12 protein-coding genes are annotated in these 15,665 nt (G+C 33.4%); 6 read left to right on the forward strand and 6 right to left on the reverse strand.

Annotation, left to right across the window (positions count from 1 at the left end):
- Positions 1-216: 216 nt before the first annotated feature.
- The gene (locus tag DNJ73_RS06505) at positions 217-1,341 is read right to left on the reverse strand and encodes a glycosyltransferase family 4 protein (protein ID WP_158466913.1); all 1,125 of its coding nucleotides are present in this window, start codon (positions 1,339-1,341) and stop codon (positions 217-219) included.
- 236 nt (positions 1,342-1,577) lie between these two features.
- Between DNJ73_RS06505 and DNJ73_RS06510 the strand changes: the two genes are divergently transcribed.
- Positions 1,578-2,222, forward strand: coding sequence for a type II secretion system protein (locus DNJ73_RS06510; RefSeq protein ID WP_158466914.1), 645 nt, complete (start codon positions 1,578-1,580; stop codon positions 2,220-2,222).
- 342 nt (positions 2,223-2,564) lie between these two features.
- Here the strand turns inward: DNJ73_RS06510 and DNJ73_RS06515 are convergent, their stop codons facing one another.
- Genes DNJ73_RS06515 through DNJ73_RS06525 form a run of 3 tightly spaced genes read right to left on the reverse strand, consistent with a single transcriptional unit; the run spans position 2,565 to position 4,883 of the window.
- Positions 2,565-3,278, reverse strand: coding sequence for a phosphoesterase (locus tag DNJ73_RS06515; RefSeq protein WP_158466915.1), 714 nt, complete (start codon positions 3,276-3,278; stop codon positions 2,565-2,567).
- Positions 3,275-4,090: a metallophosphoesterase family protein gene (locus tag DNJ73_RS06520; RefSeq protein ID WP_158466916.1), complete on the reverse strand. Its 816-nt coding sequence runs from the start codon at positions 4,088-4,090 to the stop codon at positions 3,275-3,277. Before DNJ73_RS06520 ends, DNJ73_RS06515 begins: the two co-directional genes overlap by 4 nt.
- 4 nt (positions 4,091-4,094) lie before the next feature.
- A complete protein-coding gene (locus tag DNJ73_RS06525) occupies positions 4,095-4,883 on the reverse strand; it encodes a GTP-binding protein (RefSeq protein ID WP_158466917.1) in 789 nt (262 codons plus the stop codon).
- Between the two features lie 370 nt (positions 4,884-5,253).
- Here DNJ73_RS06525 and DNJ73_RS06530 point away from each other — a divergent pair, with 370 nt between their 5' ends.
- On the forward strand, positions 5,254-6,690 hold the full coding sequence (locus DNJ73_RS06530) for a tetratricopeptide repeat protein (protein ID WP_158466918.1): 1,437 nt from the start codon (positions 5,254-5,256) through the stop codon (positions 6,688-6,690).
- Between the two features lie 212 nt (positions 6,691-6,902).
- On the opposite strand, the gene DNJ73_RS06535 is transcribed toward DNJ73_RS06530, so the two are convergent.
- Positions 6,903-8,816, reverse strand: a complete 1,914-nt coding sequence (locus DNJ73_RS06535; protein ID WP_158466919.1) for a tetratricopeptide repeat-containing sulfotransferase family protein — start codon at positions 8,814-8,816, stop codon at positions 6,903-6,905.
- A 481-nt stretch (positions 8,817-9,297) separates the two neighbouring features.
- Here DNJ73_RS06535 and DNJ73_RS06540 point away from each other — a divergent pair, with 481 nt between their 5' ends.
- Both DNJ73_RS06540 and DNJ73_RS06545 read left to right on the forward strand, forming a co-directional pair.
- Positions 9,298-9,582, forward strand: coding sequence for a hypothetical protein (locus DNJ73_RS06540; RefSeq protein WP_158466920.1), 285 nt, complete (start codon positions 9,298-9,300; stop codon positions 9,580-9,582).
- Positions 9,575-10,192 carry a hypothetical protein gene (locus DNJ73_RS06545; RefSeq protein ID WP_158466921.1) on the forward strand — a complete coding sequence of 206 codons (618 nt, stop codon included), beginning with the start codon at positions 9,575-9,577 and terminating at the stop codon, positions 10,190-10,192. Before DNJ73_RS06540 ends, DNJ73_RS06545 begins: the two co-directional genes overlap by 8 nt.
- Before the next feature lie 126 nt (positions 10,193-10,318).
- On the opposite strand, the gene ychF is transcribed toward DNJ73_RS06545, so the two are convergent.
- Positions 10,319-11,410 carry a redox-regulated ATPase YchF gene (gene ychF, locus DNJ73_RS06550; RefSeq protein WP_158466922.1) on the reverse strand — a complete coding sequence of 364 codons (1,092 nt, stop codon included), beginning with the start codon at positions 11,408-11,410 and terminating at the stop codon, positions 10,319-10,321.
- Between the two features lie 166 nt (positions 11,411-11,576).
- On the opposite strand from ychF, the gene DNJ73_RS06555 reads away from it, so the two are divergent.
- Positions 11,577-12,650 (forward strand): efflux RND transporter periplasmic adaptor subunit, encoded by a 1,074-nt coding sequence (locus DNJ73_RS06555; protein WP_158466923.1) that lies wholly within the window; start codon positions 11,577-11,579, stop codon positions 12,648-12,650.
- Between the two features lie 26 nt (positions 12,651-12,676).
- Positions 12,677-15,637 (forward strand): DNA polymerase I, encoded by a 2,961-nt coding sequence (gene polA / locus DNJ73_RS06560; protein WP_158466924.1) that lies wholly within the window; start codon positions 12,677-12,679, stop codon positions 15,635-15,637.
- Positions 15,638-15,665: the final 28 nt, after the last annotated feature.

Below are 15,665 nucleotides of genomic sequence, written 5' to 3' on the forward strand. Positions count from 1 at the left end.
AACAAAGCTTGACCAAGCTCTCTGTTTAAGAAGTTTAAATATGGGTTCTAAAAACACTTCTCAAGAGTAATCATTTTTTAGAAATTGTGTTGTGGGAATTAGAGATGGTGTTTTGGCAATGGAAATCAATATATCAACATGTCTCAAGATGTTGTGAGAAGTATTTTTAGTCAAAGATTTAGATATTTACTAAATAAATTTAATTTCTAAATTTTGTCAAATAAGTTTTTTTAAAATTACATTTATTAATTTTTCAGAAGAAGATCTCCAAGAAAAGTTATTATGAATTATTTCAGCATTTAGCAAAGCTTGCTCCTTAACAAGCTTCCAATTATCAACAATTAGTATCATTTTACTTGCTAAATCCTTGATATCCGGTTTTGCCCATTTAACAATAATATCTTCTTTGTATTTATTGTACTTAAGGAACAATTTATCCTCTATTAATTCTTTTTTAAATTTAAGGTCAGAGTATAATTGATTGCAGTACTTTAAGTATTCTGTTTGTCCACTATAGTTAGTAGCGATATAAGGGATGCCACAAGAAATTGCCTCAATAAGTGGAAGTCCCCAACCTTCGCCCTTACTTGGAAATAAAAAACAATTAGCAGATCTATAAAATTGTGCCATCAATTCAACTTTAAGATAACTCCCGGCGGGTTCACTCTTTACTATTTCTATTTGGTGTCTGCGATCAGATTTTATCAACTCAGAAGCTTGTTCAAGTGCATTAGATAAAAACAGGTTATCTAGCTTTAATAGCAATCTATAATTTGAATCTTTTGAAAAACTTAATTCAAATGCTTCGATAATTTCCTTATAACTTTTTCGAGCTTCATATTTTCCAACTGCCACAAAAATAAATGGATCTCCTTCTTTCATTGGTAATTTTGAGTTCCATGAATGAAATATTATTGGGTCTACACCGAGGGGGACAACTTCTACTTTTTCTTGTGCTATTTCCGAACATAAAATTTCAGCGCCCCATTTTGAAGGAGTAAGAACTAAGTCATATTCATTTAAAATCTCTTTAACTCCTAAAGGTAAAACTTCTGTCTCAAACATAGTATATATAACTTTATAGCCAGGGAGCTCAATTTCTAATAATTGTCTATCTAAACCATGTGTTAGATGTATATTGATAAAATTAAATTTATTTCTATTTAAATTAAGCTGCTCACATGTTTTGCTAAATTTAACATTATCCCTGGGATCAGAAACAATGACTTGAAAAAGATTATTAGGTAATATTAATTCTAATTCCTTTTTGAAGTTTAATGCACAGACCCCATAACCAATTCTTGGATCAGGGCTGCAAATAAAATGAATAATTAATTTCATATTTCAATTAGATATTGAAAATCTTAAGCTCAGAAATATTGGCTAAATCTTACCTTATTGACTAGAAAAATTAACTAACAAATCGAAGCGAAGCATTTCTCAGTCTCATCTGCCTCAAAAACAGGGCTAGACTTAGCTATAAATGTCTAAAAATTCATTCAAATGTCAGAAAAAGTTAAAACAGTCCCAATGAGACATGGAGGAAATAAGTACTTTTTTAGGTACATAATGAGTTTATGAATAAGCAAACCAAATACCCAAGTTTATTTGACCAGGCTTTAGCCATAGCGATCGACGAAGGTAAGATTGAATCCTCAAAAGAGGCTGCTCCTTTTCAAAGTGGAATTGTGGGAGAGAATTATCTTCTGTTTTCTAAACAACGAAAACTTATAAAAAGTATCCCACTAGAAAAACTCAAAAGGAATACTCGTATCGTCCGTAATACGAATAAGGCTCAGGGGTGTTTTGCAAATTCTTTAGTTGTAACAGCTATCCTTGCTTTCCTCTCAATGCTTGCCCTTCCTAAATTCGAAGGCATATCTGAAAAAGCAAAATCGGCAGCCGCTAGGAATACAATTGCAACCATGGCAAAATCATGTGCTGTAAAGATAGCTGATGCGGGAACAGGCACTATCATTGTTCCTGAAATTCAAGGCTATAAATCAAAGAAAAAGAATATTGCCGGCTTCTATTTAGGAAATAATAGAAAAATATCAGGTACAAGTATTGTCTGTCCGACGACAGGAGAAATAAAACTTATATCCGAGAACGAGTGGAAGCATCCCTCATACTCTTATAACTTTGAAACAGGTAAAAAAACATGTATTGCTGACTCTGGATCATATGCTGAGCAGTGGGGTTGCTTGAATGGCGAATGGTGATAGATATAAACCCACGATACTTATTTTTCGCGCCAATCCTTATTGAATACAGTCTCACTCGTCTCAAAATCATAGTCAATATATCCCAAGAACACCTAAATATTAGAATAAAAGTTAGAATTTGTTCTAACATGATATTTGAGAACCATTGGTATAACAAGCCTACTATACGTTGAATAAAAACTCCATCACGTCCAGTTATACCAGTTGATTACAAGCAAAAATCAGAGTTAGACATAAACACGAAAAAGTTAGACAAAGTTAGACAGCCAGACGAGCCATCTTGATATTCCAATAAGTCTTTGAACTGAACTATCATTAAAATTCTTTCGGAAAGAATGGTTACGCGAACCCTCGCCCTCTGGATTTAGTGACATCACCCACCGTTAAGAAGTGAGTTTTATCACTGCCAACGTCATAAAGAGTGTAATTAGCTCCTGCTCCAATTCCTATCACTGCACGTTTAGGAAGAGTATGTTCCTGGTTTCGTTTTCCATTTAAATCTTTTACTTTTGAGTCAACTACAGCATCAGTCAACTCAAGATGAAATTGCTGTTTACTTCTAGCTGTGAATAATCTATTCACATTAAGGCGGGTAATTCGATCAAGAAGAGTAAGTGGAGGTGTTTGCATTGTCAGAATGTCTCCTACATCTTTTGAGCTTCCGTGAATCAAACCACAATCAAGTTCTACAAATCCAAATTGTAGTGATGATATCCATCCCAAATAATATGGATCTACAGCATTCATAAGAGCATTGACAGCATCGTCTCCTTTATTGAGTCGTAACGCATCTGCCTTTCTCTCCCCACGGTAACCTGATTCTGCCAATAATTGTTCCTCCCACCAGCCATAGATACAGTGAGGTTTCAAATCACCACGATGAGGATTTACTAATCTATTTAAAAGTGCATCACAATTCTTATCTGGTCCTACAACGTCTCCCAAAACAAAAAGAGTTATATCTCCGCGAGTATTTTTTAAATCTTTTTGAATCAATTCATAAGTCTCAAGATCACCCATAAGACCACTTAAAAGTGCCCAACGTTCAATCATCGTTCGCACACATGGCTAGCATCTTCAGCCAGTTCAGCAAATTCAAAACCGTTGCTCAAACGCCATGCAAACACATGGGGTAGACCAGCCTCAATAATTGCCTCACATGTTCGATCAATGTCGTAAGCAACTTCTCTAATCTCAATATCATTCTTTATATCGTCATGAATAACATAGGTAGCATTTACTCCTCCATGACGAGGTTCTCCGACAGATCCAGCATTTACAATTCTTCTAAAAGGTAAAGTCATTTTTGTATCTTCTCTTTCACGATCGGAAGCATTTTTAATATTTACGCGAATTGATCCATTCCCTAATTCACGTACATATGGGAGATGAGTATGACCGCAAAACAAAGTATCGGCTCCACTCATCTCAACTCGTTCTAATGCTGCGAATGCATCCATATCTGGAAGCAGATACTCATGCTGACTGTTGGGACTTCCATGTACGAATAACGATCTACCTCTTCTAATCGAGGTTGGGAGACTAGCTAGAAATTCTTTGTTTTCATCAGTCAACTTCTCCGTTGTCCATTGATGAGCCATATGTCCTCGCCTTTCTGCAAGCTGAGATGGATAGCTGCAATCACAAGCATCAAGACCATCAATTATGTCTTCATCCCAGCAACCCTGACAGGTTTCTATCTTCCTATCTCTAATAAGCTCAACAACTTCATTTGGCTGAGGACCATAGCCAACAAGATCGCCAAGACATGTAATGGTCTCAATTCCTTGCCGATCAATATCAGCTAGCACAGCTTCCACTGCTGAAAGATTGGCATGTAAACAAGAAATTACTGCGTGATTCATATCGTCAAGTTGAATAACTTGGCTGCATTTGTGTATCTCTAAGAGGGGCTTGATGAAGCTCCAAAACTGAATCATTCAAGAGACAAAGCTGAATAGTTGATTCAATTCCTACGGGGTCAAGATTTTTCCCTTGAACAACAAGTTCAGATATTGTTGTAGGTCTACCACTAGGAGGTGAGACAGTATTAAGAGGTAAAAATTGCGAACCTTTTTGGCTAACAATCCAGTTAAAGAACATAGATCTACCATCGGGGATATTCATCAAGGCTTTAGCTCTATAAACATCTCCATAAGCACCATTTACCAGCTCGAACCAAAAGGTATTAAGACTAGGTGGATCCCAAACATTCCGATGAAGCTTGAACCTGCATGATTCAATTTGATTGAAATTTAATGTGTCATTAATGGGTAATTCCCTATCACGTCCAAAATGAAGGTATTTATCTGGTTCGAGGTTTAAAGTTGCAAGTTGTTTGATTACGCGCGGATCAATTCCAGCCAAACCAAGCTCTTTAGGAATTCGAAACTGAGGAAGCTCAATCAATATAAAAGAATCATCTTGATGCGAAATAGAGTCTGCACTGGACCTTGATAAATCTATTAATTGAGGAATTTGATCTTTAAGAAAGGCATAGTCAATATCTGTAGAAGCTACTTGCTGTAGATCAATATCTCCGTAACCAGATAGACGCAAAAAGCCACAACGACCTTTGCGTGACTTGAGATTATTAAGAATCCAATTCGTTTTACCACAGCCTGGCGATCCTGAAATCAGCCACGTATTGCTGCCCATACAGCACACAAATCAATGTATAGAAATATACACTGGACATGAAAACGATAATCATTATTGTTTTGCTACCTAGATATTTAATTATTGAGACTCCCTGTCTCAAAAAAAAACTTTCCCGTCTCAAAAAGTTATAAAAAAAAAGGTTAGACAAGCGTTTTGTCTAATCCTTGAGAATCCTTGGTATAACTAAACTTCTAGACGTTGGATAAAAACCCCATAACGTCCAGTCATACCAATTGATTACAAGCTTTCATTTGCCGATGACATAGCTGTGGAGATATTCATGAAGACCAAGTAGACTGGTTGCGCTTAGACCTACACGATCTATATTATATATATAATTTATTAAAAATAGACTATATATATAGGCATGGAAGAAGTTTCGCCTAAAGGTAATCAAATAGATATTCCTTGCACTGAGACAATCACTATTCCAATACCGATTGCTCAGAAAGAAATAAAAACGTATCTGTCTACCAAAACAGCCAAAAAACTGTCTAAAGAGCAATTAATCACCCAAACTTATAAAGACCTTTTAGAAGGAAATATTACTGTTACTGATGCAGAAAAGTATTATCAAGATTTGATTAGTGAAGGTTTAAATGATCATAGGATTTTTTTTTATTATGGAAGCGTTTTACAGATACTTGGCAAATTAAAAGAAGCAGAAATTTCATACCTCAAAGCAATTGAACTAAATCCTACTTTCGCTAATACTCATGCAAATCTGGGAGTAATATTTAAAACACAAGGCAAATTAGAACAAGCAGAAATTTCATGCCTCAAAGCAATTGAACTGAATCCTACTTTCGCCAATGCTTATGTAAATCTAGGAAATATATTTAGAGAAGTTAAAAAGCATGAAGAAGCAATAAAATCATACCTCAAAGCAATTGAACTGAATCCTACTTTTGCAGAAGCACATTCCAATCTAGGAGTATTATTAATTGATCTAGATAAATTAGAAAAAGCAGAATTATCTTTTAGAAAAGCGATAGAACACAAACCTGATTTAGCAGATGCGCATTATAATCTGGGAGTCATATTGAGGAAACTTGAAAAATCAAAAGAAGCAAAATTATCTTTTCAAAAGACCATAGATTTAAAGCCTAATTTCTCTGCTGCACATTACAATCTAGGGATTTTATATAATTTAGAAGGTAAATATAAAGATGCCTCATATAGTTTTCGTTTAGCTTTAGCTGATGACTTTATGCCGAATCACATTCGTTATCATTTGGCAAATGCTTTAGAAAATGAAGCAAAATATTTATCTTCTCAAGCCTTTGAAAAAAGTGATATTAGAGCCATACATGAATTAGAAAATCAAAAACTTTCCAAGTATAAAAAGAAAAATATTATAATAAATGAGGGTTTAATTCTGAAACTAAATAAAATCTCAAAATCTATTAATTGTCTTTATGGATTTAATGGATTTGGCTCGCATGCTATTAATTCAGGACCTTGTGGTATATTTGCTTGTTTATTTTTTTTACAATGGAATTCAAGATTTATTAATGAAGTAAAGATCGGATTTAAGATATTAAAAACTTCAAATCAATGTGATCATATTTTTATTTTACTACCAAATAATCAGTTATTCGATGGTGGATTAGGAGTACATAGATCTAATATTTATAAAGTAAAAGATACTAAATTAATTATTATGAAAAAATATAATCTAAACCTTTTAGATAAATATTCATATGGACTAATTAGGGAGTATGGGCACTCATGTCCTAACTTTTCAATCAGCAAAACAACTGAGACAATAGCTAAACACCTAGATGAAGTTTATTATGGATAATTATATATTTAATAGATCTAATGGCATTGCTTGAAAATGGCTGATCTAAAAATATCAAAAAAATTCAATTTCATAGACCCCGTATATGAAATCTCTGGTTTAACAGATAGTTATTTAAATAACGAAATGATCAATTTAATTAGTAAATTTAAAATAGAAAGCTATATTAATGACGAGTTTGGAAAGTCGTTTAGTCTTGCTTTGCCAGTGAGTTAAAAAGTTAATTCTTGATAGCCATCAGCCTTAGATAGGATTTCCATAGCAGGTTGGAGCATCTCTTTATAGTTTTTCCATCCACCTATAGATTTTGAATTAATAGGTGATCGTGCTTGAACACTACTTGCCGTGGAAATTGAGCGTTGATTGAGATGAGGTGATAGATATGACTCGTTCCATTCCCAACCCAACCAAGAGATCAAAGATTTAATTTCTTTATGAGGATTAGTGACTAATAAATCATAATTCAAATCATATATTTTCGAACGAAATCTATTCTTATATTCTATCATTACTTCCTCTTGATCTAAATAAACTTTTGCACAATCAACCAATGAAGAAGAATATTCATTACCTGCAAAATGTGCACGGTAAATAGAGAGAATATTATCTAGAGGATTACGAAAACAGTGAATTATTTTAGGATTAATTATCCCCTTGCTAATAATCCCAGCATATTGATAGTTGTATAACCATTTATTGGTTGTGATATTACATTTAGCATTATATTTATTTGTTTTAGTTCTATATAATTCATAGAAATTTAATCCTTGATCAATTCTTTTACTCTCTTCAAATGATTCTTCAAGGATGTTAATTTCGCCCAAATCTTTAACATTATTGTTCATACTAAGAATTGATTCAAGAAGTGTTGATCCACTTCTTGGCATCCCTACAATAAAAATACTTATGCAAGAGTTTAAATTATCATTTTGATTTATTTCAATCTTTTCACTTTCAATGAGTAATTCCTTGGATTTATTTATTAAAATCTTAGAGTTAGATGGCTCAATATTTAATTTTAAATTATTAGCTAATATAAGATTCTTGGAGCTTAATTTGTAATTTATTTCCATATGATGAATATTTGATCTTGCAAAGTAGATATCAATTTTATTTCTTTCTGATTGATTATTTAATATATTTTTAGAGAAAAGGTTATGTTGCCATTTTTTATCATTTTTAGAAGATCTAAGTAGTGAATGAATATAGTAAGCTTTTGCGTAATTAGGATTTATGTCAATAGCTTTTCGAATATATAATTCTGCCTCCTTTAAGTTACCAATATCTCTCATGATAGTTGCCATATTTGAGTAAGCCGGAGCGAAATCAGGATTTAATTCAATTGCCTTACGACTAGATAATTCTGCCTCTTTTAAATTACCTAGCTCTATCAATATTGTCGCCAGATTAGAATGAGCCTCTGCAAGTTTTGGATTAAGATTGATTGCAATTTTAATATATTTTTCTGCATCTTTTAATTCACTATTTTCTTGTAAAATTTTACTCAAATTCAAATATAATGTTGGTTCTTTAGGCTCAAATTCAATAGCTTTTTTAATTGATACTTTTGCATCTTTTATATTACCAATTTCCAGATAAGTTGCAGAAAGATTTGAAAGAGCTTCTGTAAAGTCTGGTTTAAGTTTAATTGAATTTTGAAAAGATGATATTGCTTCTTTTCCTTTACTATTATTTCTTAATGTTATTCCTAAATTATAATGCATTTTATAGTCATCAGGTTTAATATTGATAACTTCTTTAATAAATACTTCTGCTTCTTTAAATCTTTGAATATCTATTAATAAATTAGAAAGATTATAATATGGTGTTGGATTTTCTGGATACAATTCAATTGATTTTTTCCATAGTTTTATCGCTTCTTCAAATCTACCAGCTTCTTTGCATATCAAACCATAATTAGATAGGACTCTAGGATCATTAGACTCTTGTTTTAAGCATAATTTATATTGTCTTTCGGCATTTAAAAAGTCGCCTTCAGAATGATATTTTAGTGCTTTTTTAATTAACTGCTCATTAGAAGATTTAGTAATCTTATTAATTTCTTTTTGAAGACTCGAACTATTTCCTTTCTTTCTATTAGTTTGTTTATTCCCAAAACCTTTCATGTCTTGTGATTTTAATAAAATTAAAGTTGTAATTTACCAGAAAAATAGAGACTTCTTAATTATCTACAAATAGTTCTAAAGGTTTGCATGAGGTCCTTTGAATTAACGCTTTACCCCGTCAATTCAGTTCTACACCGTCCTAAAACACTTTTTAAAGGTTATGTTCCTTCTTTTCTCTTATTAAATTCGGTCTCGTTCGATATCCAAAAGTTAGATCAAAGTTAGAATAGGAGCCTATCGAGAACGCTGAGAACCCTTGGTATGACTGACCTGCTATACGTTGAATAAAAACTCCATCACGTCCAGTTATACCAGTTGATTACAAGCAAAAATCAGAGTTAGACATAAACACGAAAAAGTTAGACAAAGTTAGACAGACAGACGAGCCTATAAAACTCATACATAAAACTAGATAATCTAGTGTTATCTAGAAATATTCAATCAGACTAGTAATAGGAAAATAGCTTGATTAAAAAATAGAATGTATGCCAAACAGGAAATCAGATCATTAATTGATAATCATCTCTCTCTTCAATGGTGCAGAGAAAATGTTGTTATACCTCTTAGGATTGAAAATAAAAATCCTCCTGAAGAATCAATTTTGATCATTGCCGTTGGGAATATTTCTTATTTAGGAACCATTGGAAAATTCATACAAGAACGAGTAAAGACAACAGGATTAAATTGTTATTTCACTGAAATGCTGCCAGAGAAGATTGAAGAAATCCTTGAATCCTTGGAAGTTAAAGAGGTTGAAAATGAATAAGAAAAAAAATTCTATCTTTTCTAAATTCAAATTCAAATGGTGGAGCTGGGAACTTGACTCAGTAAAAATTATTCCAACATTATTGATTATTTTTGCATTTCTTCCCGTGCTTCCTTACGAGAAGAAGGACGGAAAATTAATTTCTGTGTTTGGCGTTGAAGCTTCAGTGAATAATTTCTATGAGATTGGTTGGAGAAAAGTATCTGCCATTGAAGCAGAGGGAGGATTTGAAGGTTTAAAAGGCGAAGCGTTTTATGGACTGGCTAAGCATTTAGAAACACCAATCCCAAATACAATCAAACACAAAGAGTATTTAATAAAAAAAGGAATTCCTATTGAGAAAGCTAATTGCATAATCATCAGGGATTTCCTTCTTTATAATTACTATTGGGATAATGAAATGAGAATTCTTCTAAATACATATCCACCTTCACCTGTTCCAATTATTTGGTTAACAAGAATACCTGTTAAGTATTTGCTTGAATTAATATCAACAACTTCAACTAGATTTGAGGACTTTAATAACTTAATTAAAAAATGCTCTAAGTTTAAAAATATTGCCCCACCCGTTGGATACTTAGAGGGCGATTTTAGCTATAAAAGGAAATAGATCGTCTCAGATCGCTATCCATACAAAGAAAATCCATACCATCAAGCTAAAGATAAACTAAAAGTTAGAACAAAGTTAGAATAGAGGTAGTTCTAACCTTTGAGAGCCCCTGCTATGACTGGACTGCTATACGTTGAATAAAAACTCCATAACATCTCCCTCATTCACTACATACTCTTTCCCCTCACTTCGTAGCCAACCTTTATTTCGGGCCTCAGATAAAGATCCAGCCTCTAAAAGCTTTTTATATGAAATCGTTTGAGCTCGAATAAATCCCTTCTCAAAATCCGTATGGATCACCCCAGCCGCCTGAGGAGCTGTCATCCCATCACAAATAGTCCAAGCTTTCGTTTCTTTTTCTCCTGTCGTGAAATATGTGCTTAACCCAAGTAATCTATATGTAGCTTTAATAAGACTAATTAGACCCCCCTCTTCAACACCTAGTCCTTTTAGATAATCATCTCTTTCTTCCTCACCTAACTCAATTAACTCTGCTTCAACTTGGGCTGAAATTTTTACACATTCAGAACTTTCTTTAGATGCAAGGTTATTTACCTCTTCTGAGAAATTGTTACCCTTAGACAGTTCATCTTCTCCTAAATTAGTTGCATAAATAATTGGTTTTTCAGTTAATAATCCTAATGGTTTAATTAATTTTTTTTCTTCATCAGTTAATGACAAACTCCTAACAGCATTTTCATTTTCCAAGGCTAAACTTATCTTTTCTAATACATCATTCTCTAACTTTGCTTCTTTATTAGTGCTTAATTGTTTCTTTAATCTTGTTCTTCGCTTTTCTATCTGATTCAAGTCAGACAAAGCTAATTCTAAATTTATTATCTCTATATCTCTTGAAGGATCAACTGATCCCGATACATGTACGACATCATCATCTTTGAAACATCTAATCACATGAACTATTGCATCTACCTCTCTTATATTTGCTAAGAATTTGTTTCCAAGTCCCTCTCCCTTACTTGCTCCTTTTACAAGACCAGCAATATCAACAAACTCAATTCTAGTTGGAATAATTTGCTTGCTATTACTAAGTTCACCAAGTAAATTCAACCGTTGGTCAGGAACTGAAACAGAGCCTACATTGGGTTCAATCGTGCAAAAAGGAAAGTTCGCTGCTTGAGCCTGTGCATTTGCAACAAGAGCATTGAACAAAGTCGATTTGCCCACATTAGGTAGTCCGACAATTCCGGCTTTTAACATTTAAATGGATCTTGCAAGGACCCCAGTTGATGAATTTGACCAAATTAGACCCAATAGTGCCCATTAACAGCGAAAATATAGTTATAAATCTCCAAAGGAAAGTTTTTTGACCTTTAAAAAAAAATTAAACCTTTAAAAAAACACCTAAGAAATTGATTTTCGCAAAATGATTTGGAAAAATTTAAAAAAGAAAAAAGTTTTAGGCTTCGTCGCTCTTTCAGTTTTAACTATTGGTGGGATCTCTTTTAAACTTTCAAAAGAGGATGATTCAAACAAAGACTTAACTGCATTTACAGTTTCGGCTGAGAATGGAAGCTTGCCCGGTTTAATCACAGCAAGCGGTGAATTAAAAGCAAATAAAAGTGTAAATGTAAGCCCAAAAAGACAAGGAATACTTGATGAGATTTTTGTAGAGGAAGGAGACCAAGTTATGAAAGGAGATTTAATTGCAAAAATGGATTTTGGAGACTTGGAATTTAGAATTGACGAACTTAGAGCTAATTATGAGACTCAGAAAGCTAGCTACCTAAGAAGAAAGATACTTTTTAATGAAGGAGCTATCAGTGCAGAAGAATATGAAGAATATAAAAATAGGTTTTTAAGAAGTGAAGCTAAATTTAAACAAATAGAAATCGAAGAGAATGAAACCAACATAAGGGCACCATTCAGAGGAGTGGTAACAAGCAGATACGCCGTTCCTGGTGCATTTGTAACTCCAACCACTTCAGCCTCTTCATCTCGAGAAGGAGGAGCAACAAGCTCGTCAATAGTTAAGCTTTCTCAAGGTCTAGAAATAGTGGCGAAAGTTCCTGAAAGTGATATTGGAAGAATAAAAACTGGTCAAGAAGCAACAATTAGAGTAGATGCTTTTCCTGATAAACGTTTTGAAGCATTTGTTTCCAAAGTCTCTCCAAGTGCAATCAAAAACAACAACGTAACTTCATTTGAAGTTACGTTGTTGTTAAGCAATAGGCCTGAAGATTTACGCTTAGGAATGACTTCTGATATCAACTTTGAAACAGGAGCAACCAAAATTAGTACGCTTATTCCAACAGTAGCAATTGTCACGGAAGGCGGAGAAGCTGGGGTGCTGATAGTTGGAAAAAACAATCAACCAACATTTAAAAAAGTTGAGTTAGGAACAAGTAGTGGTAGCAAAACTGCCATAATATCAGGATTAAAACCAGGAGAAAAAGTTTTTATTGATCTTCCTCCTTGGGCTAAAAAAACAAAAAGTTAATAAATGAGACTCACTATGAATATTTCATGAAAGAAATAAAAAAACCAACTTTATTATTAATAGATGGCCACTCATTAGCTTTTAGAAGTTTTTATGCTTTTAGCAAAGGGGGGGAAGGAGGCCTTACCACAAAAGATGGTTTTCCTACGAGTGTTACCTATGGTTTTCTAAAAAGCCTTCTAGATAATTGCAAATCTCTCAAACCAAAAGGGATAACAATTGCTTTTGATACCGCTGAGCCAACATTTCGCCACAAAGAAGATCCAAACTACAAAGCGAATCGAGATGTCGCACCAGATATATTTTTTCAAGATTTAGACAAGCTTGAAGAGATTCTCAAAGAAAACCTTAATCTCTCAATCTGCAAAGCTCCAGGCTATGAGGCGGATGATGTCTTAGGAACACTCGCCAACAATGCCGCTGAAAAAGGATGGAGTGTCAGAATTCTTTCTGGAGATAGAGACTTATTCCAATTAGTGGATGATGCAAGAGACATAGCAGTCTTGTACATGGGAGGTGGTCCCTACGCAAAAAGCGGAAATCCTAAACTTATTAAGGAAGAAGGCGTAAGGGAGAAACTTGGAGTCAATCCAAACAAGGTTATTGACCTGAAAGCTTTAACTGGTGATAGCTCAGATAATATTCCAGGAGTAAAAGGAGTTGGTCCAAAAACGGCTATAAATCTTTTAAACGAAAACAATGATCTTGATGGAGTCTATAAATCACTCCAAGAGCTAGAGAAAGAAGGAGAAAAAGCTAAACGAGGCGCCATAAAAGGAGCCGTAAGATTAAAGCTAAAAGCAGACAAAGATAATGCATATCTCTCAAGAAAACTTGCAGAAATATTAATTAAAATTCCTATAAGTCCAAAAATAGAACATAAATTAGAAGGTATTAACGAATCAAAACTAACTGAAAGCCTTGAAAAACTTGAGTTATATAGTTTATTAAAACAAGTTTCAACTTTTAAAGCTCTATTTTCTAAAGAAGGATTATCAGAGCAAGGCCATAATCACTCATTAAAAGAAAGTAAGATCGTTAATAATAAGAGTAAGAATATTGAACTAAATAGGCTTAATGAAACAAAAGAGATTCCTCTCATAGAGCCCAAGATTATAGACAATCTGGAAGAACTTAATAATTTTGTTGCACAAATAATGAAACATACTGATACGACAAAGCCAATAGCCATTGATACCGAAACAACCAATTTGAATCCTTTTAAAGCTGAACTTGTTGGCTTAGGATTTTGTTTTGGTGAATCATTAAAAGATATAGTTTATATACCAATAGGACATCAAAACAAAGAAGATAATTTAATAGAAATTAATCAAGTAAATCAATTAAAGATTGAAGACGTTATCTATGCACTTAAGGATTGGTTCTCTAGCAATGAAAATCCTAAAACCCTACAGAATGCTAAATACGACAGACTAATTTTGCTAAGACATGGAATTATATTAAATGGCGTCGTAATTGATACTTTGCTTGCAGATTATATATGTGATGCAACTCTTAAACATAGTTTAGATGAAATTGCTTATAGAGAATTTGGATTTAAGCCCAAAAGTTTTTCTGATGTTGTCAAAAAAGGTGAAGACTTCTCTTATGTGGACATTAAGTCTGCAAGCATGTACTGCGGGATGGACGTTTATTTAACAAGAAAATTAGCAATTATTTATATTAATAGATTAAAAGAAACAAGTACAAAATTAATAAACTTACTCAAAGAAGTTGAACAACCACTTGAGCAGGTTTTAGCGGAAATTGAATCCACAGGCATCATTATTGATACACCTTATTTAAAAGATTTATCTTTAGAATTAACAAAAACATTAAATACTATCGAGCAAGAAGTTTATAAGGTTGCAGGAAGTGAGTTTAACCTTTCATCACCTAAACAATTAGGTGAATTACTTTTTGAGAAACTTGATTTAGATAGGAAAAAATCAAGAAAAACAAAAACAGGATGGAGTACAGATGCAGGTGTATTGGAAAAGCTGGAATCAGACCATACGATAGTAAAAATGATCATTGAACATCGCACTATAAGCAAGTTACTTAATACTTATGTAGATGCTTTGCCTCAGCTTATTGAAAAAGAAACGGGAAGAGTACATACAGATTTCAATCAAGCCGTAACAGCTACTGGAAGATTAAGTAGTAGCAATCCAAATCTCCAAAACATCCCTGTCAGAACTGAATTTAGTAGACGAATAAGAAAAGCTTTTCTTCCGCAAAAAGATTGGAAACTTTTAAGCGCAGACTATTCACAAATTGAACTTCGTATACTTACACATCTTTCAGGTGAAGAAGTACTAAAAAATGCTTATTTAAAAAATGAAGATGTCCACTCTTTAACAGCAAAACTTTTATTTGAAAAAGATGCCATTGACGCCGATGAAAGAAGAATAGGAAAAACAATAAATTTTGGGGTTATTTATGGTATGGGGGCTCAAAGGTTTGCAAGATCAACGGGCGTTTCATTAATAGAAGCAAAATATTTTTTAAGTAAATTCAAAGAACGTTATCCAGCCGTTTTTAAATTTTTAGAATATCAAGAAAGACTTGCCCTAAGCCAAGGGTTTGTTGAAACATTGCTAGGGAGAAGACGATATTTTCATTTCAATAAAAATGGGCTTGGAAGACTTCTGGGAACTCCACCAAATGAAATTGATTTAACTACGGCCAGAAGAGCAGGTATGGAAGCACAACAATTAAGAGCCGCAGCAAACGCACCTATTCAAGGCACAAGTGCAGACATCATTAAGCTAGCAATGATTCAATTACATTCAGCTTTAAGAAAGACTGGGTTGGCAGCGAAAATTCTACTTCAAGTGCATGATGAACTCGTGCTAGAAGTTGATCCTAAAGATTTGGAGGAAACAAAACTTCTTGTCCAAAACACTATGGAAAATGCTATAAAACTTAGTGTTCCTCTTATCGTTGAAACTGGCGTTGGAGTAAATTGGATGGAGGCAAAATAGTTGCTGATAAATTCAATAATTTCTCACA

Source organism: Prochlorococcus marinus XMU1408 (assembly GCF_003208055.1).
GTDB classification, from domain to species: domain Bacteria; phylum Cyanobacteriota; class Cyanobacteriia; order PCC-6307; family Cyanobiaceae; genus Prochlorococcus_B; species Prochlorococcus_B marinus_A.

Coding starts and splice junctions, on each gene's coding strand:
- DNJ73_RS06505 (WP_158466913.1), bottom strand. CDS start 1,341: ATGAAATTAATTATTCATTTTATTTGCAGCCCTGATCCAAGAATTGGT.
- DNJ73_RS06510 (WP_158466914.1), top strand. CDS start 1,578: ATGAATAAGCAAACCAAATACCCAAGTTTATTTGACCAGGCTTTAGCC.
- DNJ73_RS06515 (WP_158466915.1), bottom strand. CDS start 3,278: ATGATTGAACGTTGGGCACTTTTAAGTGGTCTTATGGGTGATCTTGAG.
- DNJ73_RS06520 (WP_158466916.1), bottom strand. CDS start 4,090: ATGAATCACGCAGTAATTTCTTGTTTACATGCCAATCTTTCAGCAGTG.
- DNJ73_RS06525 (WP_158466917.1), bottom strand. CDS start 4,883: ATGGGCAGCAATACGTGGCTGATTTCAGGATCGCCAGGCTGTGGTAAA.
- DNJ73_RS06530 (WP_158466918.1), top strand. CDS start 5,254: ATGGAAGAAGTTTCGCCTAAAGGTAATCAAATAGATATTCCTTGCACT.
- DNJ73_RS06535 (WP_158466919.1), bottom strand. CDS start 8,816: ATGAAAGGTTTTGGGAATAAACAAACTAATAGAAAGAAAGGAAATAGT.
- DNJ73_RS06540 (WP_158466920.1), top strand. CDS start 9,298: ATGTATGCCAAACAGGAAATCAGATCATTAATTGATAATCATCTCTCT.
- DNJ73_RS06545 (WP_158466921.1), top strand. CDS start 9,575: ATGAATAAGAAAAAAAATTCTATCTTTTCTAAATTCAAATTCAAATGG.
- ychF (WP_158466922.1), bottom strand. CDS start 11,410: ATGTTAAAAGCCGGAATTGTCGGACTACCTAATGTGGGCAAATCGACT.
- DNJ73_RS06555 (WP_158466923.1), top strand. CDS start 11,577: ATGATTTGGAAAAATTTAAAAAAGAAAAAAGTTTTAGGCTTCGTCGCT.
- polA (WP_158466924.1), top strand. CDS start 12,677: ATGAAAGAAATAAAAAAACCAACTTTATTATTAATAGATGGCCACTCA.